Origin of the sequence: Novosphingobium sp. UBA6272 (assembly GCF_002440635.1) — a bacterium.
Classification (GTDB): domain Bacteria; phylum Pseudomonadota; class Alphaproteobacteria; order Sphingomonadales; family Sphingomonadaceae; genus Novosphingobium.
On record NZ_DJUW01000029.1, the window covers coordinates 1 to 21498 of the forward strand.

17 protein-coding genes and 1 pseudogene are annotated in these 21498 nt (G+C 60.7%); 4 read left to right on the plus strand and 14 right to left on the minus strand.

Annotation, left to right across the window (positions count from 1 at the left end; all coding sequences use genetic code 11):
• The first annotated feature begins 83 nt into the window (after positions 1-83).
• Complete coding sequence (locus tag B2V17_RS14085; protein WP_292998774.1) at positions 84-1781, plus strand: TonB-dependent receptor domain-containing protein; 1698 nt, start codon at positions 84-86, stop codon at positions 1779-1781.
• Positions 1782-2272: 491 nt separating this feature from the next.
• On the opposite strand, the pseudogene tnpC reads toward B2V17_RS14085, so the two are convergent.
• The 3 genes and pseudogenes from tnpC to B2V17_RS14100 all read right to left on the minus strand — a co-directional run.
• Positions 2273-3288 (minus strand): annotated as a pseudogene (tnpC, locus tag B2V17_RS14090) (IS66 family transposase); the annotation flags it as partial.
• A 16-nt stretch (positions 3289-3304) separates the two neighbouring features.
• A protein-coding gene (locus B2V17_RS14095) for an IS630 family transposase (RefSeq protein ID WP_292970559.1) occupies positions 3305-4251 on the minus strand; the annotation gives its coding sequence in 2 pieces (ribosomal slippage) (positions 3305-3903 and positions 3903-4251; 948 coding nt in all).
• Positions 4252-4696: 445 nt separating this feature from the next.
• A complete protein-coding gene (locus tag B2V17_RS14100) occupies positions 4697-4876 on the minus strand; it encodes a transposase (RefSeq protein WP_292970561.1) in 180 nt (59 codons plus the stop codon).
• A gap of 218 nt (positions 4877-5094) precedes the next feature.
• Between B2V17_RS14100 and B2V17_RS14105 the strand changes: the two genes are divergently transcribed.
• Entirely contained in the window at positions 5095-5868 is a 774-nt protein-coding gene (locus tag B2V17_RS14105; RefSeq protein WP_169495434.1) for an NUDIX hydrolase, read from the plus strand.
• 91 nt (positions 5869-5959) lie between these two features.
• On the opposite strand, the gene B2V17_RS14110 is transcribed toward B2V17_RS14105, so the two are convergent.
• The 11 genes from B2V17_RS14110 to B2V17_RS14160 are packed head-to-tail and all read right to left on the minus strand — an operon-like array spanning position 5960 to position 19657.
• The gene (locus B2V17_RS14110; protein ID WP_169495433.1) at positions 5960-8674 is read right to left on the minus strand and encodes a TonB-dependent receptor; all 2715 of its coding nucleotides are present in this window, start codon (positions 8672-8674) and stop codon (positions 5960-5962) included.
• Positions 8675-8729: 55 nt separating this feature from the next.
• A complete protein-coding gene (locus B2V17_RS14115; protein WP_169495432.1) occupies positions 8730-9704 on the minus strand; it encodes an alpha/beta fold hydrolase in 975 nt (324 codons plus the stop codon).
• Positions 9705-9725: 21 nt separating this feature from the next.
• On the minus strand, positions 9726-11333 hold the full coding sequence (locus B2V17_RS14120; RefSeq protein ID WP_292970569.1) for a flavin-containing monooxygenase: 1608 nt from the start codon (positions 11331-11333) through the stop codon (positions 9726-9728).
• Positions 11330-12943 (minus strand): acyl-CoA synthetase, encoded by a 1614-nt coding sequence (locus B2V17_RS14125; RefSeq protein WP_169495430.1) that lies wholly within the window; start codon positions 12941-12943, stop codon positions 11330-11332. Before B2V17_RS14125 ends, B2V17_RS14120 begins: the two co-directional genes overlap by 4 nt.
• A 21-nt stretch (positions 12944-12964) precedes the next feature.
• Positions 12965-14059 carry an acyl-CoA dehydrogenase family protein gene (locus B2V17_RS14130; RefSeq protein ID WP_169495429.1) on the minus strand — a complete coding sequence of 365 codons (1095 nt, stop codon included), beginning with the start codon at positions 14057-14059 and terminating at the stop codon, positions 12965-12967.
• Positions 14059-15282 carry an acyl-CoA dehydrogenase family protein gene (locus B2V17_RS14135; protein WP_169495428.1) on the minus strand — a complete coding sequence of 408 codons (1224 nt, stop codon included), beginning with the start codon at positions 15280-15282 and terminating at the stop codon, positions 14059-14061. Before B2V17_RS14135 ends, B2V17_RS14130 begins: the two co-directional genes overlap by 1 nt.
• A 14-nt stretch (positions 15283-15296) precedes the next feature.
• Entirely contained in the window at positions 15297-15746 is a 450-nt protein-coding gene (locus B2V17_RS14140) for a Zn-ribbon domain-containing OB-fold protein (protein WP_206379278.1), read from the minus strand.
• A complete protein-coding gene (locus B2V17_RS14145; RefSeq protein ID WP_169495427.1) occupies positions 15746-16918 on the minus strand; it encodes a thiolase C-terminal domain-containing protein in 1173 nt (390 codons plus the stop codon). The genes B2V17_RS14140 and B2V17_RS14145 overlap by 1 nt, the downstream gene beginning before the upstream one ends.
• Positions 16915-17712 carry a ubiquinone biosynthesis protein COQ4 gene (locus tag B2V17_RS14150; protein WP_240960231.1) on the minus strand — a complete coding sequence of 266 codons (798 nt, stop codon included), beginning with the start codon at positions 17710-17712 and terminating at the stop codon, positions 16915-16917. Before B2V17_RS14150 ends, B2V17_RS14145 begins: the two co-directional genes overlap by 4 nt.
• Before the next feature lie 15 nt (positions 17713-17727).
• Positions 17728-18867, minus strand: a complete 1140-nt coding sequence (locus tag B2V17_RS14155) for an NAD(P)H-dependent flavin oxidoreductase (protein WP_169495426.1) — start codon at positions 18865-18867, stop codon at positions 17728-17730.
• A gap of 22 nt (positions 18868-18889) precedes the next feature.
• Positions 18890-19657 (minus strand): FadR/GntR family transcriptional regulator, encoded by a 768-nt coding sequence (locus B2V17_RS14160; protein ID WP_206069778.1) that lies wholly within the window; start codon positions 19655-19657, stop codon positions 18890-18892.
• Positions 19658-19867: 210 nt separating this feature from the next.
• Here B2V17_RS14160 and B2V17_RS14165 point away from each other — a divergent pair, with 210 nt between their 5' ends.
• Complete coding sequence (locus tag B2V17_RS14165; protein ID WP_169495424.1) at positions 19868-21133, plus strand: cytochrome P450; 1266 nt, start codon at positions 19868-19870, stop codon at positions 21131-21133.
• A 33-nt stretch (positions 21134-21166) separates the two neighbouring features.
• Positions 21167-21493 (plus strand): 2Fe-2S iron-sulfur cluster-binding protein, encoded by a 327-nt coding sequence (locus B2V17_RS14170; RefSeq protein WP_100868275.1) that lies wholly within the window; start codon positions 21167-21169, stop codon positions 21491-21493.
• Positions 21494-21498: the final 5 nt, after the last annotated feature.

Genomic DNA, 21498 nt, shown 5'->3' on the forward strand with positions numbered 1-21498 from the left:
TTTAATGGGTCCTGAGCCTAGTTGCCCTGCGGGCTGCTGGTGCAGGGGGCAATCCGATCGCCAACGCAATCCTCAATTCAGGTGTGTTTCGCGGTAACCAGATCTGCTCATCGCAATTCGATCCGCTGCACGCTGGATACCTGGCAGGACGAATTTCCCAGTGCGGCGACAATACCAATGAGAATGACTACTCAGGAGGCCACAATGAACAATGGTCTGTGGAAGCACGCATTGCGTCTGACTTCGACGGGCCGTTCAACTTCCTGCTGGGCGGTCTCTATCTCAATGCCAAGGGGCGAGACATCGACTATGCAGTGCTGGCTTCGGGGTTCGACTACATGTCGGCGTTCCTCGGCACAGTAACCGCTTTTGGCGCGGGCTCGCCCTCGTTGAATTTCGGCATGGGGCCTCCGTTTTTTCACAGCGACACCGATCGCTCAGAGCTGAAGACCTACGGTTTCTTCGGTGAAGTCTATTTCAAGTTTTCCGACAACCTTAAGCTCACTGGCGGCCTGCGATATTCGAACGACAAGAAATACATCAGGGCGCGTCAGCCATTCCTGAATGTCTTGGTTCCGTTCGGGACCAGCGATGTGAATGCTCTGCTCCTAAATTTTGACGGTGATAGTTCCCCGCCTGGGCAGCAGACTTTCGCCGAACAAAGGGGAACCTTTGACGCGGTCACGGGCCGTGTGGTTCTCGACTGGAAGCCCGAGCTGAGTTTTACGCGAGATACGCTGGTCTATGCCAGCTACACCCGCGGCAACAAGCCGGGAGGCTTCAATCCGCCTTATGATCCCAACTTGTTCCCGCCGATCCCGCTCACCTTCAAGGGCGAAACAATCGATGCATTCGAAATCGGCACGAAGAACACTTTTCTGGGCGGCGAGCTTCAGCTGAACGCGACGGCATTTTACTATAAGTACAAGGACTTCCAGGTCAGTCGAATCATCAACCGGACATCTTTCAACGACAACACGAATGCGAAGATCTACGGGGTGGAAGTCGAGGCGATTGTTAAGCCATCTCGAAATTTCACCGTCAACGCAAGCATGTCCTATCTCAGCACGGAAATTTCGGACTTCAGCACAGTTGACACTCGCAACCCGTCAAATGGGCGGTCCGACGTAGTTATCATCAAGGATTTGCAGAGCGCCGCAAACTGCGTTGTTGCGCCAAGCGTCGAAGGTAGTGTGCCGATTGCCAACACGCTTGCGCTGGTCAACGGATTCAATGCAGCGGCAGGCGGGGGTCTGATCCGTCCGGCGGTTCAGGTTCCTGGGACGAACTCCTATGGCGCCTTCTCACTTTGCGGCGCGCTGGGATCGTTCCTGCGTGCCAACACGCCTGCTGGCACGTATCTCTTCGATGCCGGTGCGGGCGGGGGTTTCTTCCTCCCTGGCGGCGTGGAACGGAACCTTAAAGGCAACGAGCTTGCAAATTCGCCCAATTGGAAATTCTCGGTCGGTGCACAGTATGACGCCGAGCTTGCGGGGGGATGGACCATTTCACCCCGAGTAGACGTGCATTTCACAGGAGAATCCTGGGGCAGCAATTTCAACACGATCCGCGACAAGATTTCGGCTTACGAAATCGTCAATGCTCAGGTGACGCTGACCGCTCCCGAAGATCGCTTTTTCGCGCGGGCATTTGTGTCGAACGTGTTCAATTCGCAGGCGATTACTGGCAAATATGTCACCGATCCTTCATCCGGCCTGTTCACCAATATTTATACGCTCGACCCAAGAACTTACGGAATTTCTGCAGGATTTAAGTTCTGATTCATATTACGGGTAATGTAAATAAATTACAGGACAATTTCTGTTCTAATAATAAACTACAATATTGATTAAAATATCTAATCTGAGAGTCATCTAGACTGCTCAAATATTGACTATTGACAAAAAGTAGCGAAGAGTTGAAATTTAGTTCTTTATTTTATGTTTGTTTTGTGGAAAGAGGTAATCGGGCCTCATCAGCCCACTCTCAAAAACTTGGGTCGTGCGCGAGCACGGCCCTTTTTTTTCGATCGGGGAATTTTCCATACGTCAGTTGCGCTAGAGCAGTTTCCACACGAAATGGATCGATGGAGATTCCCTTTGCGGCTTCGATGTGATTCAGACTTCCTGTTGGTGGCAGGAAGCCAGCATGGATGGCGCGAACTCTTTCACAGGACCTTCGGGACAGGGTAGCTGCCGCAATTGACGGCGGCTTGAGCTGTCACGCGGCAGCTCGCGTTGGGGCGTAACCGGTGTTCACAGGCCACTGCGGTCCAACGCATAAGTTCGTCGACGCGGTTGGCGGGGTGACCGTTGGCGAGCGCGGTGAGTGTTGTGGTCAGCCAGGTGTGTGGGTTGATGCCGGTGATCTTGCAGTTCTCGAGCGTGGCGATGACCACCCAGTTATCGCCGCCCACGTCGGAGCCGGCGAACAGCGCATTTTTGCGATTCAATGCAAGCGGCCGGATCGATCGCTCGACGGTGTTGGAGTCGAGTTCGACGCGGCCATCGTCGAGGAACACGGTTAGGCCATCCCAACGGCTCAGCGCGTAGCGGATCGCCTCGGCGAGCTTGCTCTTGGCGCTGACCTGGCGAAGCCGGGCATCTAGATAAAGGCGCAGGTCGTAGATGACGATGCGTGAGCGTTCGACGCGCAGGGCCCGGCGCTGCTCGGCCATGGAGCCGCGCACCTCGTCCTCGATGGCGTAGAACATGGCGATGCGGCGCAGGACCTCGGTGGCGACGGGCGACTTGTCCGCCAGCTCGAAAAACTTCCGGCGCACTTGCGACCAACAAAATGCGAGTTGGATTTGCTGCCGACGCTTTGCCAGCGCAGCGTAGCCGCCATAGCCGTCAACTTGCAGGATGCCGGCGAAGTCGCCCGGATGCGCTTCAGCGCGTTCCGATTTACGGTCGGCGGCGTAGACATAGGCAACCATCGGCGGATCATTGCCACCCCAGGGCCGGTCATCGCGGGCATAGGCCCACAGCTGGCCAGTCTTGGTCCGGCCCGCGCCCTGATCAAGTACTGGCGCGGTGGTCTCGTCGGCAAACAGCCGTTCGGATCGTCGCAATCGCTCGAGAATGTGGTCGCGCAACGGACGAAGGTACCAGCGGCCCGGCCGACCCAATCCGCCAGCGTCGATCGATCAAGCTGGATACCCTGCCGAGCATAGATCTGCGCCTGACGGTACAATGGCAGGTGATCGGCATACTTAGCGACCAGCACCTGCGCGATCAGCGTTTCGGTGGGAATGCCGCCTTCGACGATCCGCGCTGGTGCCGGGGCCTAGAGCGTTTTCCGATCATGCTGGATCATACCCGCATGAGCTGAAGTAGTTGGCGCATTCGTCGGGTTGGAAGATGTCGACAAGCTTGCCGATCAGGTCCCACAGGCCACTTACGGTTCGCTCGCCTTCTTTGCGCAGCATTGCCTTCAGCCGGGAGAATGCCTTCTCGATGGGATTGAAGTCTGGGCTATAGGGGGGAAGGAAGCGCAGGGTTGCGCCTGCTGTCTCGATGGCTTCTTGCGCCGATGCTCGCTTGTGGCTCGACAGGTTGTCCATGATGACGATGTCTCCCGGTCGCAGTTCCGGCACGAGCACTTGAGTCACGTAGGCTTCGAACCAGTCTCCGTTGATCGGGCAATCAAGCACCATTGGTGCCACCATGCCGTTCATACGCAGGCCGGCGACGAACGTGGTCGTTTTGCGATGACCATGCGGGAAGCCCATCCGCAGTCGCTCACGCTTGGCGCAGCGGCCGTGGCTTCGGGTCATGTTGGTGGCGGTCCATGTCTCGTCGATGAACACGAGGCGCTCCGGCTCCAGATCGATTTCGCCGTTGAACCAGCGCCGGCGCTGGCTCAGGACGTCGGGGCGGTCTTGCTCGATCGCGTGGCCGGTCTTTTTTTCCTCGTAATTCCGCGACGATCGAAGAACCGCCACAGCGTACCAATGCCGACCAGGACTCCCTGGGCGGCAAGTCCGGAACGGAGCTCGGCAAGGGTAATGCCGCCATTGTCGTCGAGCATCGTCATTATCAGCCCAGCGTGAGCATCGGTCTTGGAGGAACGCTGGTCACCACCCGGCTTGCCAGCAACTGCCCGACCATGCGCAAGCCCCATCTGACGCCAGCGGACCGCCGTAGCCACGCCGATACCGAAACGCGCTGCGACGGCTCGGCAACTCATGCCGCCCTCCACCGCAGCAACCACTCGATCCCGCAAATCCTGAGATAACGCTCTGGCCATCAATGCTGGCCTCCTGCCCAGCAGGCAGGATGAATCAGATTTTCAGCCGAACAGGAATCCCCGTCGATTCAGCAGCTGTGGAAAACGCTCTAGCGCCGCCAATGCGTCGGGCCCTTTGCGGAAATCCACCGGTCGCGTTGGCACCATCACGCGCGCGCCAGGGCCGGGTCCGATCATCGGGTGGCCTTGAGTGCTTCTATCACCGCGGTAATCACGCTGGCATTGGCACCGCGCGCAATCTTTACCGCTACGCAGTCAATCTCCAGTTCCACCGCAGCCGTTGAAGCACGCCGCCTGTGCCGGGCTCGACGCGCAGATGCCGGATCCGGCAGTGGGCTCAACTCGACCACTGCGGGCACGAACGCCGTGGTAGCCGGTTCTGCCGGCAAAGGTGCCGGTCCTTGACCGCCAGTTACTTGTGCAAATCCTTCCGCCAAGCATAGACCTACGAAGGGTCAAGACCATGGCGACGGGCAACGGCGCCGACACCTCTGTTGCCCGCATAGCACTCCGCCACAATCGATGCCTTGACCTCCGGTGGCCAATCGCGCCGTTTGCCCGCACCGGTGAATATCTCGAACCGCTGCGCGCCCTTGCTCACAGGATCATCACACGGGATTATCATAGGAGTAGCGCCTCAGCCCAAATCAGGCCCGCAAGCTCAACGTTGGACATTACCCGCGCAAGGTGGGGGCCGAACAGCGGTTACGGATCGAAGATGGCAACGGCCAATTGTTGGCGAGTGGCCGGGGTGTCTATGTCGGCTAGGTTCTAAAGCTGGCGTTTGCATGGCGCAAACGGCATGATTAAACTGGCTGGCTAGATAGCAAAAGGAAAGACGAGATGCGCCATGATAAAGGAGCACATGAGCCCAAACCGGCAGCAACGATCATGTTGCTGCGCGATGATCCCGAATTCCAGGTGCTGATGGTTAGACGCCACCAGCAAGTCGATTTTGCCTCCGGTGCGCTCGTTTTTCCCGGCGGAAAGTTACATCGAGGCGATTCGAACCCGGCCTGGGTGGAGCATTGCGCTGGATGGGATCAGTTTGACGTTGTTCAGCGTTCCCTTCGCATAGCTGCAATCCGTGAGGTCTTCGAAGAGGCCGGCATTCTGCTGGCGCGCTATCCTGGCAGCGACCTGTTCGAGGCCGCTTCTGATCCAGATGTGCGTGCCTCCGTCGAACGTGGCGAAATTGCCTTCATCGACGTGGTGCGTGAATTGGGTGTGCTTTTGCGGCTTGATGCGCTCAGCATTTTTGCCCGTTGGATCACGCCGCTGATCATGCCAAAGCGGTTCGACACCTTTTTCTATGTGGTCCACGCCCCCGCCAACCAGGTCGCTGCCTGCGATGGGCACGAGACCGTCGATGCCGAATGGATCTCACCAAGCGATGTCTTGCGCCTGGCCAAATGCGGCGAGCGCACGGTTATCTTCCCGACTCGGATGAACGTGCAACTGCTGGCCGAAGCCAATGATGCGGCGGATTGTATCAAGCGCGCGGAGGAGCGAACCTTGGTTACCGTTATCCCCGCGCTGGAAGAACGCGATGGCAAACGTCTCCTCGTGATTCCCGATAATGCCGGTTATGGTTCCGTAGTCGAAGTTGTCGGATAGCTATTACTAATCAGGGTTGAAAAACTAATAACGCCAAGTCAAGGCAGCCTCCGGGACACAATGAAGCATCCCGGAAGCTGATGATGACTAATCAGAACTTGCCGCGCACCGTGACACCGTAGGTACGTGGCTCGGCGAGGAATGACGAGAAGATTTGCCGTCCGCCCGGAAACTGGGGATAGCCGTAACTGGCTGAACTTCCGCCTGCCTGATAAGGCGTGTTGAAGGTTACCTGAGTGTAGTCCTGGTTGAAGAGATTCTGGACCCAGAACTCCACTCCCCAACGCTCATCCTGACCACGCAAACCAATGCGTCCATTGACGACCACGAAGCTATCTTGACTCTTTTGCGGATAGAGGTCCGACCCTGTATTATAATCCGAGCTGAGCCGGGCATCGACGTAAAACAGCGCATGCAATCCCGAACTGCCGATTTCGGGTGTCCAGGAGGCCGAACTGGTGACCACCCACGGTGCGGAATTCGAGATCTGCTTGCCAGGCAGCACGCGCAATGCCGGGTCAAGCGGAGCACCTTGGCTGTTTCCGACCAGGTTGTCGCGGTATTTTGTGCTGGCGTAAGTGACACCAAGGTTAAAGGTCAGATTGCGCACAGGGCGCAAGGAACCCTCGATCTCCACACCCTGGCTGAGGACACCGTAGCCAACATCGCCGGAAGCACAGGAGCCGGTAGCTGGATCAGCGTCCCTGTCCGCACCGCCCAGGCTAGCCTTGCAACCGTTGACCGTTTGAACGATGTAAACCGCGCCGGCGAAAGTGTTCAACTGGAAGTTGCTGAACTCCTGCCGAAATCCTGTCACGGACAGGCTGAATTCCCGCGAGCTGTACTTCAGACCCACCTCATAGGCTTTGACATATTCCGGATCGAACATGAGGTTGTGGACATAGGCCTGCGCGCCGCCACCTGCCGCAAATGGCATGATTGGCGACTTAAGGGCAGATCGATCGAGATTGAATCCACCCGCCTTGTATCCCTTTGAATAGTTGGCATAGATCATTACCTCTGGGCGGACCTGATAGGAGAGGCCCGCCGTATAGGTGAATTCACTTTCACTGCGCTTGCCGTTGATCGAGACCCTGTTCACCTCGGATGTCGAGTTCCCCTGGCAGCCCAGGCTGAGGAGCGATCCGGCTAGCGTGCGAACCGTGGCGTTGGCGCTGGAAAGATCATCGATCAAGGTTCCCTGCAATGCCGGACAAATCGTGTTGTTGTTGCCAAAGGTGGCGTCGAGGCTCTTGTCTTCCCACGTGTAACGCGCGCCAAGCGTCAACTTCAATTCATCGGCAAGTGTGATGATGTTGTGCGTGAACATCGCATAATTCTTGGAATGCTGGTGGTACGAATCCATCGTCGTACCGACGTTGCGGATCGAATCGAGGCGATCAAAGCCATTGATAATGTCAGCGCCAAAACTTCCCACGACAGTCCGGCCGGTTGCACTGAGGCAACCGGTGCTTGCAGGATCGTAGAAGCCCGCGAGGCCTCCGCCCGAAACGATCCGGCAGGCGGCGAAGCGTCCGTATTGGCTGCCAAAGCGCAGCGCATCGTCGACATTCAGCTTTTCGTCCGCGAAATAGCCCCCAACCAGCCAATCCAGCTTATCGTCGAAGGCTGAACCCTGAAGGCGCAATTCCTGGGTGAAGGTCTTGAACTGCCGGAAAGAGCCAGGAGCCCTGTAGAGCAGATCAACCGTGGAATAATCGCTATCACCTTCCTGTTCGCTCTTGAACTCGCGATAGCCCGTGATGGAGGTGAGCTTTGCCGCGCCGAAATCGTGATTGATCTCAAGCGAAACGCCACCATCGTTGATGGTCCCGCCCATCGGATGGGCGGTGGATGTCCAGATCTTTCGGCTGAACGGATCGCTGAATGCCTGGGACTGTTGGCCGAGATCGAGCAGAACCTTGACGATGTTGTTCTGAGCCGGATCGTTGAGGCCCCCGATCAGCGGATTGAAGGCCGCATCGATATATGCTGCTCCGCAACATGCTTCTTCGCGGTGCGTGTAATCGCCGATCAACCTGACGCTGGTTGCATCCGTCGGTTCGAACAGAAATTGCCCGCGCACGAAATAGCGATCACGGTTGTTAACTGTCGTTCCTGTGTTCACATCGTCATAAAAGCCGTCGCGCTTGGCGTATACGCCCTCAATCTTTGCCGCGAGTGTATCGGTCAAAGGGCCGGTTATCGAACCAGCCAGGCGCCAATAATCATAATTGCCATAGCTGGCCTCGGCGTTCGCTCCGAAGGTGAAGGATGGCTTCTTGCTGATCACATGAATCAAGCCAGCCGACGCATTCCGGCCAAACAGTGTGCCCTGCGGTCCGCGCAGCACTTCGATCCGCTCGACCTCGCCAAGTTCCGACAAGGCAACGCCGGACCGAGACCGGTAGACGCCATCAATGAATACCGCGACCGAACTTTCAAGGCCCGGATTGTCCCCGACTGTCCCCACGCCGCGAACGCGCGCCGAGCCGTTAGCTTCGGTTCCTGTCGAAGAGACCATCAAGGAAGGTGCGAGCTGGCCAAGTTGCCGAATATCGCTTGCGCCGGAATTCTGCAACGATTGAGCATTAACGGCGGTAACCGCCAGCGGAACCTTGGAGAGGGTTTCCGAACGGCGGGTTGCGGTGACCACGATTTCTCCACCCGGCGCTTGCTGCTCGACCTGCTCGCTCACATTTGCCTCACCCCCGGCGGTTTGCTGGGCCAGAGCAGGACTCGCTATCGCTAATAGGCTGCATGATCCCGACAACGCGATCAAATGAAAACCATTAGATCTCAACATATAATCCTCCTCACTTTTTTAGAATCTTGAACTCACGTTGATTTCTAGCTGCCGATCAACCGGGCGGCCAAAGCCAGCATCCTAGCACCGATCGGATCGCGGCAAGAAATGCCAAGGGCTGATCCAGCATCAAATGGTGTCGTGAATTGGGTATCGCGATGATCGGGATGTCGGTTCCGCCAAGCTCGTGCACGAAATTCCGCGAGTCTCGCGTGAACAACAGGCTTTCCTCGCCATGCACGATCGCCTTTCGCCCCGGTGCCGAAACCAGTTTAGGGCCGATCGCTAGCCAATCGGCACGCGAATTGTCGCGATTGAACACCGCAGGCGAGAACTTCCAGCTCCAGCCGCCTTCGACCCGGCGCAAGGAATGATAGGCCATATAGTCCATCAGGAACGGTTCCCCCACTTGCTGCGGCGGCGAGAGCTTGTAGCGGCTGCGGGCAGTCGCAAAGTCCGGGTAGATGCGCTGCGGCTTGTCGGGATTGCCTGAACCCGGGCTGGTGTGGCCGCCTGCCCAGAATGCTTCGAGCATGGCGGGGCGCAGGGTCATCATGTCGCAAGTGGCTGCACCGGCAAAGCCGCCAGGCAATTGTTCAAGCGCCTCCAGCGCGACACTGGCACCGAAGCTGTGCGCGACGATCGCCGGTTTCCGGTCAGCATCGAACAAGCCCAGCGCCCGCGCCACTCCGATCATTTCCCGGCCGCGCGCGGCCATGTCGCAATTTTCGCGCACCGCGCTGTCGCCCATTGCGGACAGGTCGTAGGCTACGACGTCGTAATCGTTCGCAAGGAATGGCGCGATGAAGGCAAAGCAGCGGGCGTGGGCGAGGAAGCCGTGAGTCATCAGCACGGGTGGCTTACCGCGCTGCCCCCACCGGAAATAGTGGATCCCCGTGCCATCAACCTCAACGAAGCCTTCCTCGCGCGGAACGGCAAGGGCATCGACAAACCAGCGGGGCAGTTCTTCAGGGTTCGGTGCCCATTCCGGATCGATATCGCCAAGACCGTTCGTTATGTCACTCGACAAGGTATTTTCCGATCAGAATGTTCAAGAAACGAGACCGAAGCCGCGATAGCCATTTGCGGCAACGTCGGCACAGATCTGGGCGTAGGTTGATACGCTCGGGAAGTTGATCAGCTGGCGCTTCTTGCCTGGAATGTTATCGCCCATGTACCAGGACTTGGCTTTGGGAAAGAGCGTCATCGCACCGATCTGTTCGACCATGTCGGTCCATTCGCGCTCCGCTGCCGGATCGGGCTCGAACCGTGTTATCCCCTCGCTCCTCAGGTGAGCCAGGAAATCAGTCGTCCAGTCGCCCTGCAGCTCGGCCGCGGTCGGACCATTGGAAAAGCCGGATGGACTCAGCGGGCCGTAGTGGAACAGCATATTGGGGAACCCGGAAACGGAATTGCCCAGATAGGCGCGGACCCCGTCCTTCCACGCGTCACCCAGGTTAAAGCCTTCGGTGCCGAGCAGATTCATGTCGATCAGCCCGCCGCTGCCGGCATCGAACCCCGTGGCGAATACGATGATGTCGCATTCGATCAGGCCGCTTGCGGTCTCGATACCGCTGGGGACCACACGTTCGATCGGATCGCGCTTGAGATCGACCAGCGACACATTGTCCTGTGCGAATATCTCGTAATAGTTCTGTTCGAGCGAGGGTCGTTTCGTGCCGAAGGGATGCGGAGGTTCCATCGGCGCCAATGCCTCGTGAAGCAAGGGATCGGCAATCCGCGCGCGGACCTTCTCGCGCCAGAAATCGTAGGCGAAGCGGTTGGCGCGTTCGTCGGTCAGCAGATCGGCGAAATTGTTGTACCAGAACCGCAGGCCGCCGGCTCGCCATAGACGTTCGAAAGTTGCGATACGTTCGACTGCATCGACGTCGAGCGCGCTGATTTCCATTCGATCGGCATCGAAGCCGCCGTTCGAGGTCTGCCGTCTGGCAAAGATCGTGGGATAGGCAGCCTTTTCCTGCGCTTGCTGCTCAAGGCTCAGCGGCTGCTGCTGCATCGGCAGAGCCAGGATCGGGGTGCGCTGGAACAGGGTCAGCTGCGCGGCGTCGCGCGCGGCTTCCTGCGCAACTTGCACGCCGCTCGCCCCGGTGCCGATGATCGCCACCCGCTTCCCGGCCAACGGAAGGCCGTCCTGAGGCCAATGCGCGGTATGGTGCCGTTCACCCGCAAACGTTTCCAGGCCGGCAATGTCCGGAGTATAGCATTTGGCGGCAAAACCGGCACAAGGCAGCAGGAAGCGGGCGCTGATCTGCTGGCCTTGCGCCGTATCGACACGCCAGACATCGCTTTCGGCATCGAAGCGGGCACCAGACACCCGCGTCCCCATGTCCATGTCGGGCCAGAGCTCCAGCTTTTCGCACACGTAGCGGAAATATCGTCGCAGCTCTCCGCCGCCGGGAAACCGTTCGCTCCAGGTCCAGTCCCGCCACAACTCGGGCAGCGAGAATTCGTAGATCGGGACGTGCGAATCGACCCGGGCACCGGGATAACAGTTCCAGTACCAGATCCCGCCGGGTTCGGCGGCGGCGTCGATCAACCTTGTGCGAAACCCGGCCTGACGCAGCCGGTGGAGCAGATAGATTCCGCTGAATCCCGCCCCGATGATCAGTGCGTCGCAGTCTGGATCGGGTGCGCTCATTGGGCGGCGCTCAGCTTGGCGGCAAGGTCTGCCGCGCCCTTGTAGTCGGCCTTGCCGTTGGGCGCACGCAACGCCATCGCGGTAGCGAACACGGCCTTGGGGGTCTTGTAGCCCGCCAGTTTGCTGCGGACATGCTCCTTGACGGCCGGTTCATCGAGCGTCTCGCCCGCGGTAAGGTGAACCACTGCGGTCACCGCCTGGCCCCACTTCTCATCGGCGACCCCCACGACCAGCGCATCCTCGATAGCCGGATGAGTCTTGAGTACTTCCTCGACCTCTTCGGGATAGACCTTTTCGCCAGCGGTGTTGATGCATACGCTGCCCCGGCCGAGCAGGGTCAGGCTGCCATCGGCCTCGACCGTGCACCAGTCCCCGGGGATCGAGTAGCGGACTCCGTTGATGGTCTTGAAAGTCCGTGCCGATTTTTCGGGATCCTTGTAATAGGCCAGTGGGATCGGCCCCTTGAGGGCGATAAAACCCGGTGTGCCGGTGCCTGGGCGGACCAGTTGGTCGTTCTCGTCGAACACGTCACAGAAACCGCCGATGGTGAACTTCGCCGTCTCGGTGGTCCCGGCGGCAGTCGTAATCGAGCGCCCGAAACCAAGCCCTTCCGAAGCGCCGAAGCTGTCCATCAGGGCCACTTGCGGAATATGCCCAATCAAGCCCTGCTTGACCTCCTTGCTCCACATCACCCCCGACGAGACGATGGTGATCAGGCTTGAGGTATCGAAACCGCCAGGGTTATCATCGAGGGCTTTGAGCATCGGTTTGGCGAAGGCATCGCCGACGATCGCGATCGACTGCACCTTGTTGCGTTCGACCGCTTCCCACAACTCGACCGCGTCGAGCGAGGGATTGTCCAGCGTGACAAGGCAACCACCCGAGGCGAGCGTCCCGATCGCCGTGATGAAGCCCGTCCCGTGCATCATCGGGCAGGCTGGCAGAGTCATCCGACCCGGGCCTTCGGCGCGGATCATGGCGACGGCTTCGTCGAGGCTGTCCGGCACAGGCGCGAGCATGCGCTGCGCATCGAGCTGGGCTTCGCGCATATCGGTGTGGCGCCAGACCACACCCTTGGGCATGCCGGTCGTCCCGCCGGTGTAGATGAACAGTTCATCGTGCGGCGACCGCTCGATCCCCAGCGGCGAACCGTCGCCCGATGCCGCGAGATCTTCATAGGCAAGCGCAAGCGGGGCCTTTGCCGCCGCATCGCCGATTTCGACGAAAAGCTTGGCCTTGGTCAGCCGGTCCTTCAGTTCGACTATGCAATCGCGGAATTCGGCGCTGTAGAAAATGGCCTCGCTGTCGGAATCGTCGAAGATGTAGAACACCTCCTCGGGGCGGTAGCGATAGTTGATGTTCACATGGGTGAACCGGCCTTTGAAGCAAGCCGCCATCAGTTCGCCGTATTCAGGGCGGTTGCGCATGTAGAACGCGACCTTGGTTCCGGGCAAAATGCCGTTCGCCGTAAGGAAGCGCGCGATATTGTTCGACCGCGCGCCCATTTCCGCCCAGGTGACGACACGCGTGCCGTGGATCAGGGCCGGTGTATCTGCGGGAAGGGCAGGCTCGATCGCGTCCAGTATGTCGCCAAGATTCCACTTTGCCATTGGAACTGTCCTCTCGCTTAGTCAGACCCCTCTTGCGGTCCAGCCTTGCAGTATCGCCGCCTCTTCCCGGACCGTTTCGGGTCCGCCCAGTACCTGCCGGTCGAAACCGATCCGCTTGAACCAGTAATGCAGCCCTAACAGGTCGGTGAAGCCCATGCCGCCGTGCACCTCGGTTGCGGTCCGGGCGACAAACCGGCCTACTTCGCCGGTGTGCGACTTGGCATGGCAAGCGACCAGTTCCGCTTCGGCTGGGACCGCGTCAAACGCATGGGCCGCATACCACACCAGCGACCGGCACGGCTCGTTCTTCGCGGCCATTTCAGCGCACATGTGCTTGACCGCCTGGAAGCTGCCGATCACCCGCCCGAACTGCTCGCGCTGCCCGGCATAGGCAACCGCCTGGGCGATCATCGCATCCGCCGCACCTAGGCTGTCCGCCGCGAGCAGGATGCGGCCTGCGGCAATCAGTCGCCGCGCCGCCGCACCGCCGTCGTCGGCCAGGGCTTCCGCCGGGGTCGACGCAAGCCGCAGTTCGCCGACCGAGCGCGTCGCGTCGATCGTCTTGAGGGCAATCAGCTCCAACCCGTCTGCCTGCGCCGATACGATGTGCAGCCGACCGGCTTCGTCGGCGATCATGAAGTGATCGGCCTCCTCGCAATCGAGCACGAACAGCGCCGTGCCAGTCAGCGCGCCACCGGTGCAACGCACGCCCGAACCATCGCGGCGGGAGACCTGCTCATTCACCCCGACGCCGAAACGCACCTCGCCAGCTGCAATGCGCGGCAACCATTGGGCCTGCTGCGCCTCGGATCCGGCCGCGATCAGCGCGAGCGGCGCCATCACGTTGCGAGCGGCGAACGGCACCGGCGCCACCGCTTCCCCCAGCGCCGTAGCAACGACCGTTGCATCGAGCAGTCCCATGCCAAGGCCGCCATGGGCCTCCGGCACCACCAGCCCGGGTAGCCCCAATTCGGCCAGCGCGGCCTGGCTTTGCGCGCTAACCGCGCTGCCGGCTTCGGCCACTTGCCTGACATGATCGAGCGGAGAGAGTTCGCGCAGCAGCCGCGTAACGCTTTCTGCCAGCATCTGCTGTTCCTGCGAAAGTCCGAAATCCATCACTGCCCTCCTTGCGCGGACGGGCCTTTGGGCAGGTCCAGGCGCGGCTCGCGCGGCATGTTGAGGCCGCGCTCCGAAATGATGTTCTTCTGGATCTGGGCGGTTCCGCCGCCGATGATCAGGCCAAGCTGGAACATGTAGTTCCATTGCCAGCTGCCGTTTGCGCGCTCGTGGGCGCTGCCGTTGTAGAGGATTCCCAATTCGCCCAGCGCGTCGATCGCCAAAGCGGAAATCTGGTGGGCCAGCTCGCAGGCCTGGAGCTTGACGATCAGCTTGGCCATGCCGCCCGGCTCGCCCTTGATCTGGTTCGATAGGATCCGCATCCCGTTGTACTTCATCGCCGCGACTTCGGCCTGGAGCGCCACCAGCCGGTCGCGAAGGGCCGGAAGGTCGATCACCCGTGCACCGCCGACCTGTTCCACCTTCATCAGTTCGATCAGCGCGAGCAGCCGGTTTTCGAGTGCGTCGGGATCGCCCAGCATCCCGCGTTCGTGCCCGAGCGTGGCGTTGGCGACGAACCAGCCTTGCCCGCGCTGGCCGACGATCTGATCGACCGGCACGCGCACATCGGTGAAGAAGGTTTCGTTGAATTCGGCATGGCCGGTCATGGTCCTGAGCGGGCGGACTTCGATCCCCGGCGTGGTCATCGGGAAGATCAGATAGCTGATCCCCTGGTGCTTGGCTGCGTCCCCTTCGGTCCGCACCAGGCAGAAGATCATGTCCGCTTCCTTGGCGGTGCTGGTCCAGATCTTCTGGCCGTTGACGACGAAGTCGCCGCCTTCAACCCGGGCGCTGGTCTTGAGACTGGCGAGGTCCGATCCCGATCCGGGTTCGGAATAGCCCTGGCACCACACCACATCGCCGGCCAAAGTCGGTTCGATCCAGCGCCTCTTCTGCTCTTCGGTGCCAAGTTCGAGCAAGGTCGGCACCAGCATCGAAATGCCCTGGTTGGCGAGTCCGCCGGGCACACCGGCGCGCGCAAACTCCTCGGCGATGATCCGGGACTTGAGAATGTCGGGCTCGGCCCCGAACCCGCCGTATTCGCGCGGAATGGTGCGCGCGGTGTAGCCATGCTCGATCAGCAGCTTCTGCCAGGCCACGCCTTCATTCGACGGGCGGGCCGCACGACCGGCATTCTTTGGTGCGAGATGGCGATTGACGGCGATGAAGTCGCGCACCTCTTCGCGGAACGTCTCATACTCGGGGCCATAACTCAGGTCCATTGCACAGCGTCCTTTCAGGCCGGCCGGAAGACGGGCAAGCGAAAGTCTTCCCCGATGGTTTCGAACGCGAGTGCCACCGGCAGGTCGAGCCGGACAGCGTCGATCGGGCAATCGATCAGCCGCGTGGCCATGCGGACCCCCTCGTCGAGCTCGACCACTGCGGCGACATAGGGAATGTCCGCCGCGAAGGCGGGGTGCAGCGCCTGATGCACCACGGTCCACGAAAACACCGTGCCCTTGCCCGAGCTTTGTTCCCACGCAAAGTCAGGCGAGCCGCAACGCGCGCACATGTAGCGCGGCAAGTGCCGCCACGAACCGCAACCCCCGCATTTCTGGAAGTAGAGGTGCCCATCCTGGCACCGCTTCCAGAATTCCTGCTCGACCGGGTCTTGCGGGCGAGGCCGCGGCTTGGCCGGCGCAGCGGCGGCCGCGGCGCGCGCCTTGGGAGAAAGATCTTCGTCCATCAGCCAAACCTCCGCAAGATGGCAACACTGCCGTCACCCAGATCGCCCCAGCCGGTGACCAGCCCGGTCTGCGCCCCTTCGACCTGCCGCTCGCCGCAGTCGTGCCGCAGCTGGCGCACCGCTTCGACCACGTGGTTGAGCCCCCAGACGTGGGCTTCGCTGAGCAGGCCGCCGTGCGTGTTGAGCGGAAAGTTCCCGCCAAGCTCGATCTGGCCATCCTTGACGAAATCGAGCGCGCCGCCCGGCTCGCAATAGCCCATCGCCTCAAGCTGGAGCAGCACCACGTAGGTAAAGCAATCGTAGACCTGGAGGAAATCCATGTTGCTACGCGACACCCCGGCCATCTCGAAAGCCTTGGGCGCGGCATAGGACAGGCCGATCTTGAACGGATCGGGCCGGGACGGAATATCATCGGCGGGATAAGGATGGCCTTCGGCAGCGCCCGCGATCGTCACCGGAACGTGCCGCAGGTCGCGCGCGCGATCGAGCCGTGAGACCACCACCGCACAGGCCCCGTCGGTTTCGAGACAGCAATCGTAAAGCCGGAACGGTTCCGAAATCCACCGCGCCGCATGATAGGTCTCACGGTCCAGCGGCTTCCCGTAGGTGAACGCCTTGGGATTGAGCTGGGCGTGCTTGCGGCAAGCCAGGGCGATGGCGGCGGTTGCTTCCGGCCCCACCCCATAAAGCTGCGAATGCCGCATCGCCAGCCAGGCGTACATCTGCACCGGCAGGAATACGCCGTAAGGAATGTAGTACCCCTGGATGGTGTTTGTCAGGGTGTTCATGTTCATCGACCGGGTCGGCGGCGCGCCCGGTTTGGGCCGCAGCGCCGAAAAGCCGTTCCAACCCAGCGTGACCAGCACGTGATCGCACAGCCCGGCGGATATCGCCATCGCGGCGTTCTGCAGCGCGGTGGTCGGGCTGGCGCCGCCCATGTGCACCGTCGCCGCATAGCGCAGCACGTCGATCCCGAGATTGGCGGCCAGCTCCTCGCTGGTGGTATAGATCGGCGGCGGCACCATGCCGTCGATGTCCGAAGGCTTGAGCCCGGCATCGGCAATCGCCTTGCGCGCAGCCTCCAGCATCATGTCGACGGCGGTGCGTTCAGTGCCCTTGACGAAATCAGTCTCGCCAACCCCGGTGATAGCTGTCTTGTCGGAAAAGGTCATGCCGGTTCCAGGTCTCTTTGTCGTTGCATGGCGAGTTCGCGGCGGACCTGGAATTCGACCTCGATCCGTTTGGACTCGGGTTCGGCCCTTCTGTATCGCGGCGCGGGAGCCAAACTGAGCGACGCGCGAACCTCTTCGAGCGGACGATCCAGCAGTTCTTCCCACTGTATTTCGGGAAAGTTCTTGGCCGCACGCCCGCGCCGCCAAGCCTCGATCATCGGGCCCAGTACCGGTAATCCGGGATGCTCACGTCTTGATTTGAGCAGTCCGAGCAGCAGCAGAAAGCCGATGCCGTGGTTGTGGAACTGGGCGTTGCCAAAGGTCAGCACGCAAATTTCGCCCAGCCCATCTCGCCCGTAACCGGTGACAACGTGATAGAGATCGTGCGAATCCCTCATCCGGTTGCGGAACAGGGCGACATCGGGATCGACAAAGGTCCGGACACCACCCTCCTCGCTCGCCTCAACCAGCCCTTCAGCGCTCAGGCCTTCGCCATAGACAAAGGCCAGATATTGCTGTCCCAGGCTCCCCTTCGGGCAGCGCGCCAACCGTTCGCGGTCGCGCAGGCGATCGAGCAGATTGCTCCGGCTGGCCAGGATGCGCCTCCCGCCTTCGGATCCCGCAAACCGCCTGAAATGGCGATAATAGCTGTTTCCAGCCAAGGCCTCGACAATCCTGAATACCTGTGCGGTATCTTCCTTGTCGCGGAGTAGAACCTTTACCGCCGAGAGCGCTTCTCCTGGGCGGATGCGGCGCTTCAGTTCCTGTCCCTTCATCTTCGCCTCGCTTGCCATTTCGATGCGGCTTCCTCACCCAAATCGCTTGGCTCCGGCCAAGGCCTTTTCGGCGTCGGCCACCAGATCGCGCATCACCGCGGCGGCGGGGCGAACCGACTTGATCAAACCGATGCCCTGTCCCGCAAACCCGGGAAGCACATCCATCCGCTTGTCGCGGATCGCCGCCGCCATGACCGGGCCAGCAATCATCGACTGGTAAGGCATGGGCAGCGGCTCCTTGCCCGCTTCGATCCATGCACTGGCCCATTTGTTGGCGATCATCCGGGCTGGCTTGCCGGTGATCGAGCGACTGACCACCGTGTCGCCGTCACCGCCCTCGGCAATGGCTTGCTTCTGGAAATCCTCGATTCCGGCTTCTTCGGTCGCGAGGAAGGCCGTTCCCACCCAGGCACCCTCGGCACCGAGCATGAAGACCGCTGCCACTCCGCGCCCGTCGCTGATGCCGCCGGCACCCAGCACCGGGACCCGGTCCCCCACGGCGTCGACCACCTGGGGAATCAGCGAAATCGTCCCGATCGGCGAATTGTGGCCGCCGCCATCGTGACCCTGGGCGACGATCATATCGATCCCGGACTCTACCACCTGCAAGGCGTGTTTGACCTTGCCCACCACCGCCATCACGATCGTGCCGTTGGCGTGCAGGCGATCCATCCACGGTCCGGGATTGCCCAGTCCGGCCGCATAGACGGGCACCTTTTCCTCGATCACCACCTCCATCTGCGCTTCGAAGAACTCCTTCGAGAACAGCGGCGGACCACCTTCGCTTTCCGCCCCGGCGGCGGCGCGCATCGCCGCAGCGGAATCGACTTCGCCCAGTCCTTCACGTGCCATGAAATCGCGGGCGAATTGTTGATACTCGCCGAACACCGCCATCGGATCCGTAGGAGCCGCCCCGGTTTCAGGTGCCTTGCCCCGGCGGACAGAAGCGGGCAGTAAGGTATCGACCCCGAACGGCTTGTCGGTTAGCGCGCGGGTCTCGCGAATCCAGCTGCGCAAGCGTTCGGGCGAGCATGCCGCCGCGCCCAGCACACCTAGCCCACCGGCGTTGGAAACCGCAGCGGCCAGCCGGGGCACGCTCGCGCCGCCCATACCGGCCAGCAGGATCGGATGCTCGATCTTGAGCATCCCGCAAATTCGGCTGTTCAGTGCCATCGTCCTCTCCAGAAGTGCCGGCCTAGCCTGGGTCTCCCCATCTGACCTTTTGCGTAACGAGCTCGGGGCTGCGAGCCGCGAGATATTCGGACGATCCCTTGACCAGCCGCTCCATGTGTCGGCGTGCACCATCGGCATCGCGCAGGCGCACCGCGTTCAGTACCCGCGCGAGGCAGCGCAATTGGCCGGCCCGTTCCTGCGCGGAATAACCCAATTCCATGGCAAGATCGCGGGTCAGCAAATGCAGTGCCGATGTAAGCAATCCGAAGGTCGGGTTGCCGCTGGCCCAGCCCAGCAAATCGTGAAAGCGCCGGTTGGTTTCCTCGAACCCAGCGGTTTCGCGGTCGCGTTCGAGTTGGGCGTAGCAATCGCTCAATGCGGCGAGATCTGCGTTGGTCGCCCGCGCCGCAGCCTTGGCCGCCATATCGGGCGCGATCGCTTCGCGCAGTTCGAGCAGGGCCCGCAGATCGGTATCCATGAATTGCAGGATGAGCGACAGAGAGCTGGCAAAATCGCGCGTCTGCGGCCGCGACACAACCGGTCCGCCGCCGCGGCCCAGTTGCAACTGGATCACCCCCTGCAGCTCAAGAAACCTGAGCGCCTCGCGCAAGGTTGCGCGCGCGACTTCGTAACGCGCCAGCATATCCTCCTCTTGCGGGAGGCGGTCTCCGGCCTCACGGGCGTTGAGCTGGATATCGGACACGATGGCCTGCGCGACCTGCAAGGCGCGCTTTGCCTTGCCTGCGGGCACCGCGTTGTCGTCCGGAGATCGATGTGGAACAGAAGCCATAAAAACGTATAAGCATTAATCGATCACCGTGTCTAGCATCTCCTGCGGAAAAACGTTGGCGCCCTGAAACCTGTCGAAAACTCGGCATTTCGGTAATCGTAAGCGATCCCGACCTGGCACCTCCCCGAGTTGGCGGATTAAAGCTGATAATCTTTATTGACAGAATGGCCCTTTCGGCCCTAGGTGACGCCATTGAGAAAGGTCTGTTCCATGGCAACTTCGGCAACTCAGGAAAAAGTCCTCTACGCTTCCGTCGATTCGATCCCGCTGCACGAGATCAATGTCGCCAATCCCTACCTCTTCCAGAATGACACCGTGGGGGAATATTTCACCCGGCTTCGGCGCGAGGATCCGGTCCACTACTGTGCAGAAAGCCGGTTCGGGCCCTATTGGTCGGTGACCAAGTTCAACGACATCATAGCGGTCGACACCAACCACAAGGTCTTCTCGTCGGAAGCCAAGCTCGGTGGGATTTCGGTCCAGGACATGCACAGCGTCGAGGGCGCGCTCGAGCTCGAAATGTTCATCGCGATGGATCAGCCCAAGCACGACCAGCAGCGCAAGGCGGTAAGCCCGGTGGTTGCACCATCGAACCTGCTTCTGCTTGAGCCGATCATCCGCGAACGGGCGGGCGCGATCCTCGATTCGCTGCCGGTCGGCGAGGAGATCGACTGGGTAAAGCTGGTGTCGGTCGAACTTACCACCATGACGCTTGCGACGATCTTCGATTTCCCCTGGGACGAGCGCGCCAAGCTGACCCGCTGGTCGGACGTCACCACCGCGTCACCGGAAACCGGCATCGTCGAATCGTTCGAACAGCGCCGCGAGGAACTCATCCAGTGTGCGATGTATTTCAAGGGCCTGTGGGACGAACGGATCGACAAGCCCGGCGGCAATGACCTGATCTCGATGATGGCGCATTCGCCCGCAACCCGCGACATGCCGTTCCTCGAATTTCTCGGCAACCTGCTGCTGCTGATTGTCGGCGGCAACGACACCACCCGCAATTCGATCAGTGGCGGGGTCCTGGCGCTCAACCAGAACCCGGGCGAATATCAGAAATTGCGGGACAATCCGGCGCTCGTTTCCAGCATGATTCCCGAGATCATCCGCTGGCAGACCCCGCTGACGCACATGCGCCGTACCGCGCTGGAAGACGCCGAAATTGGCGGAAAGCAGATCAGGAAAGGCGACAAGGTGGTGATGTGGTATCTCTCGGGCAACCGCGACGAAACCGTGATCGACCGGGCCGACCAATTCATCATCGATCGCGAAAATCCGCGCCACCACCTCTCCTTCGGGTTCGGCATCCACCGCTGCATGGGCAACCGTCTGGCCGAATTGCAACTGCGGATCATCTGGGAAGAGATCCTCAAGCGCTTTCGCTTCGTCGAAGTTGTTGGCGAGCCGGAGCGGCTGCTGTCCAATCTGGTGCGCGGGATTACCCGGCTGCCGGTGAAACTTCACGCGCACTGAAGGCTTGGCTCGTTACAAATACGGAACTTCCATATGATCAACGTAACTTTTGTTTCCGCCGACGGCACACGTCGGTCGGTTGAAATAGACGAGGGCCTCAGCGCCCGTGAAGCCGCCCTGTTCAACAGTGTACCGGGGATCGATGGCGATTGCGGCGGGGTCTGTGCCTGCGCCACGTGCCATGTCCATGTCGATCAGGCCTGGATGGATCGGGTCGGGCCGCCGGAAGAAGGCGGCATGGAGAGCGATCTGATCCAGTTTGCCGAGGGAACGACCGAAACCAGCCGCCTCGCGTGCCAGATTCCGATGGTCCCCGAACTCGATGGGCTGGTGCTGCATCTGCCCGAGCTTCAGCACTGAGCAAG

What these genes read in the sequence shown, in the direction of transcription:
- B2V17_RS14100 (WP_292970561.1), bottom strand. Translation starts at nt 4,876, where the DNA reads ATGATAATCCCGTGTGATGATCCTGTGAGCAAGGGCGCGCAGCGGTTC.
- B2V17_RS14105 (WP_169495434.1), top strand. Translation starts at nt 5,095, where the DNA reads ATGCGCCATGATAAAGGAGCACATGAGCCCAAACCGGCAGCAACGATC.
- B2V17_RS14110 (WP_169495433.1), bottom strand. Translation starts at nt 8,674, where the DNA reads ATGTTGAGATCTAATGGTTTTCATTTGATCGCGTTGTCGGGATCATGC.
- B2V17_RS14120 (WP_292970569.1), bottom strand. Translation starts at nt 11,333, where the DNA reads ATGAGCGCACCCGATCCAGACTGCGACGCACTGATCATCGGGGCGGGA.
- B2V17_RS14125 (WP_169495430.1), bottom strand. Translation starts at nt 12,943, where the DNA reads ATGGCAAAGTGGAATCTTGGCGACATACTGGACGCGATCGAGCCTGCC.
- B2V17_RS14130 (WP_169495429.1), bottom strand. Translation starts at nt 14,059, where the DNA reads ATGGATTTCGGACTTTCGCAGGAACAGCAGATGCTGGCAGAAAGCGTT.
- B2V17_RS14135 (WP_169495428.1), bottom strand. Translation starts at nt 15,282, where the DNA reads ATGGACCTGAGTTATGGCCCCGAGTATGAGACGTTCCGCGAAGAGGTG.
- B2V17_RS14140 (WP_206379278.1), bottom strand. Translation starts at nt 15,746, where the DNA reads ATGGACGAAGATCTTTCTCCCAAGGCGCGCGCCGCGGCCGCCGCTGCG.
- B2V17_RS14145 (WP_169495427.1), bottom strand. Translation starts at nt 16,918, where the DNA reads ATGACCTTTTCCGACAAGACAGCTATCACCGGGGTTGGCGAGACTGAT.
- B2V17_RS14150 (WP_240960231.1), bottom strand. Translation starts at nt 17,712, where the DNA reads ATGGCAAGCGAGGCGAAGATGAAGGGACAGGAACTGAAGCGCCGCATC.
- B2V17_RS14155 (WP_169495426.1), bottom strand. Translation starts at nt 18,867, where the DNA reads ATGGCACTGAACAGCCGAATTTGCGGGATGCTCAAGATCGAGCATCCG.
- B2V17_RS14160 (WP_206069778.1), bottom strand. Translation starts at nt 19,657, where the DNA reads ATGGCTTCTGTTCCACATCGATCTCCGGACGACAACGCGGTGCCCGCA.
- B2V17_RS14165 (WP_169495424.1), top strand. Translation starts at nt 19,868, where the DNA reads ATGGCAACTTCGGCAACTCAGGAAAAAGTCCTCTACGCTTCCGTCGAT.
- B2V17_RS14170 (WP_100868275.1), top strand. Translation starts at nt 21,167, where the DNA reads ATGATCAACGTAACTTTTGTTTCCGCCGACGGCACACGTCGGTCGGTT.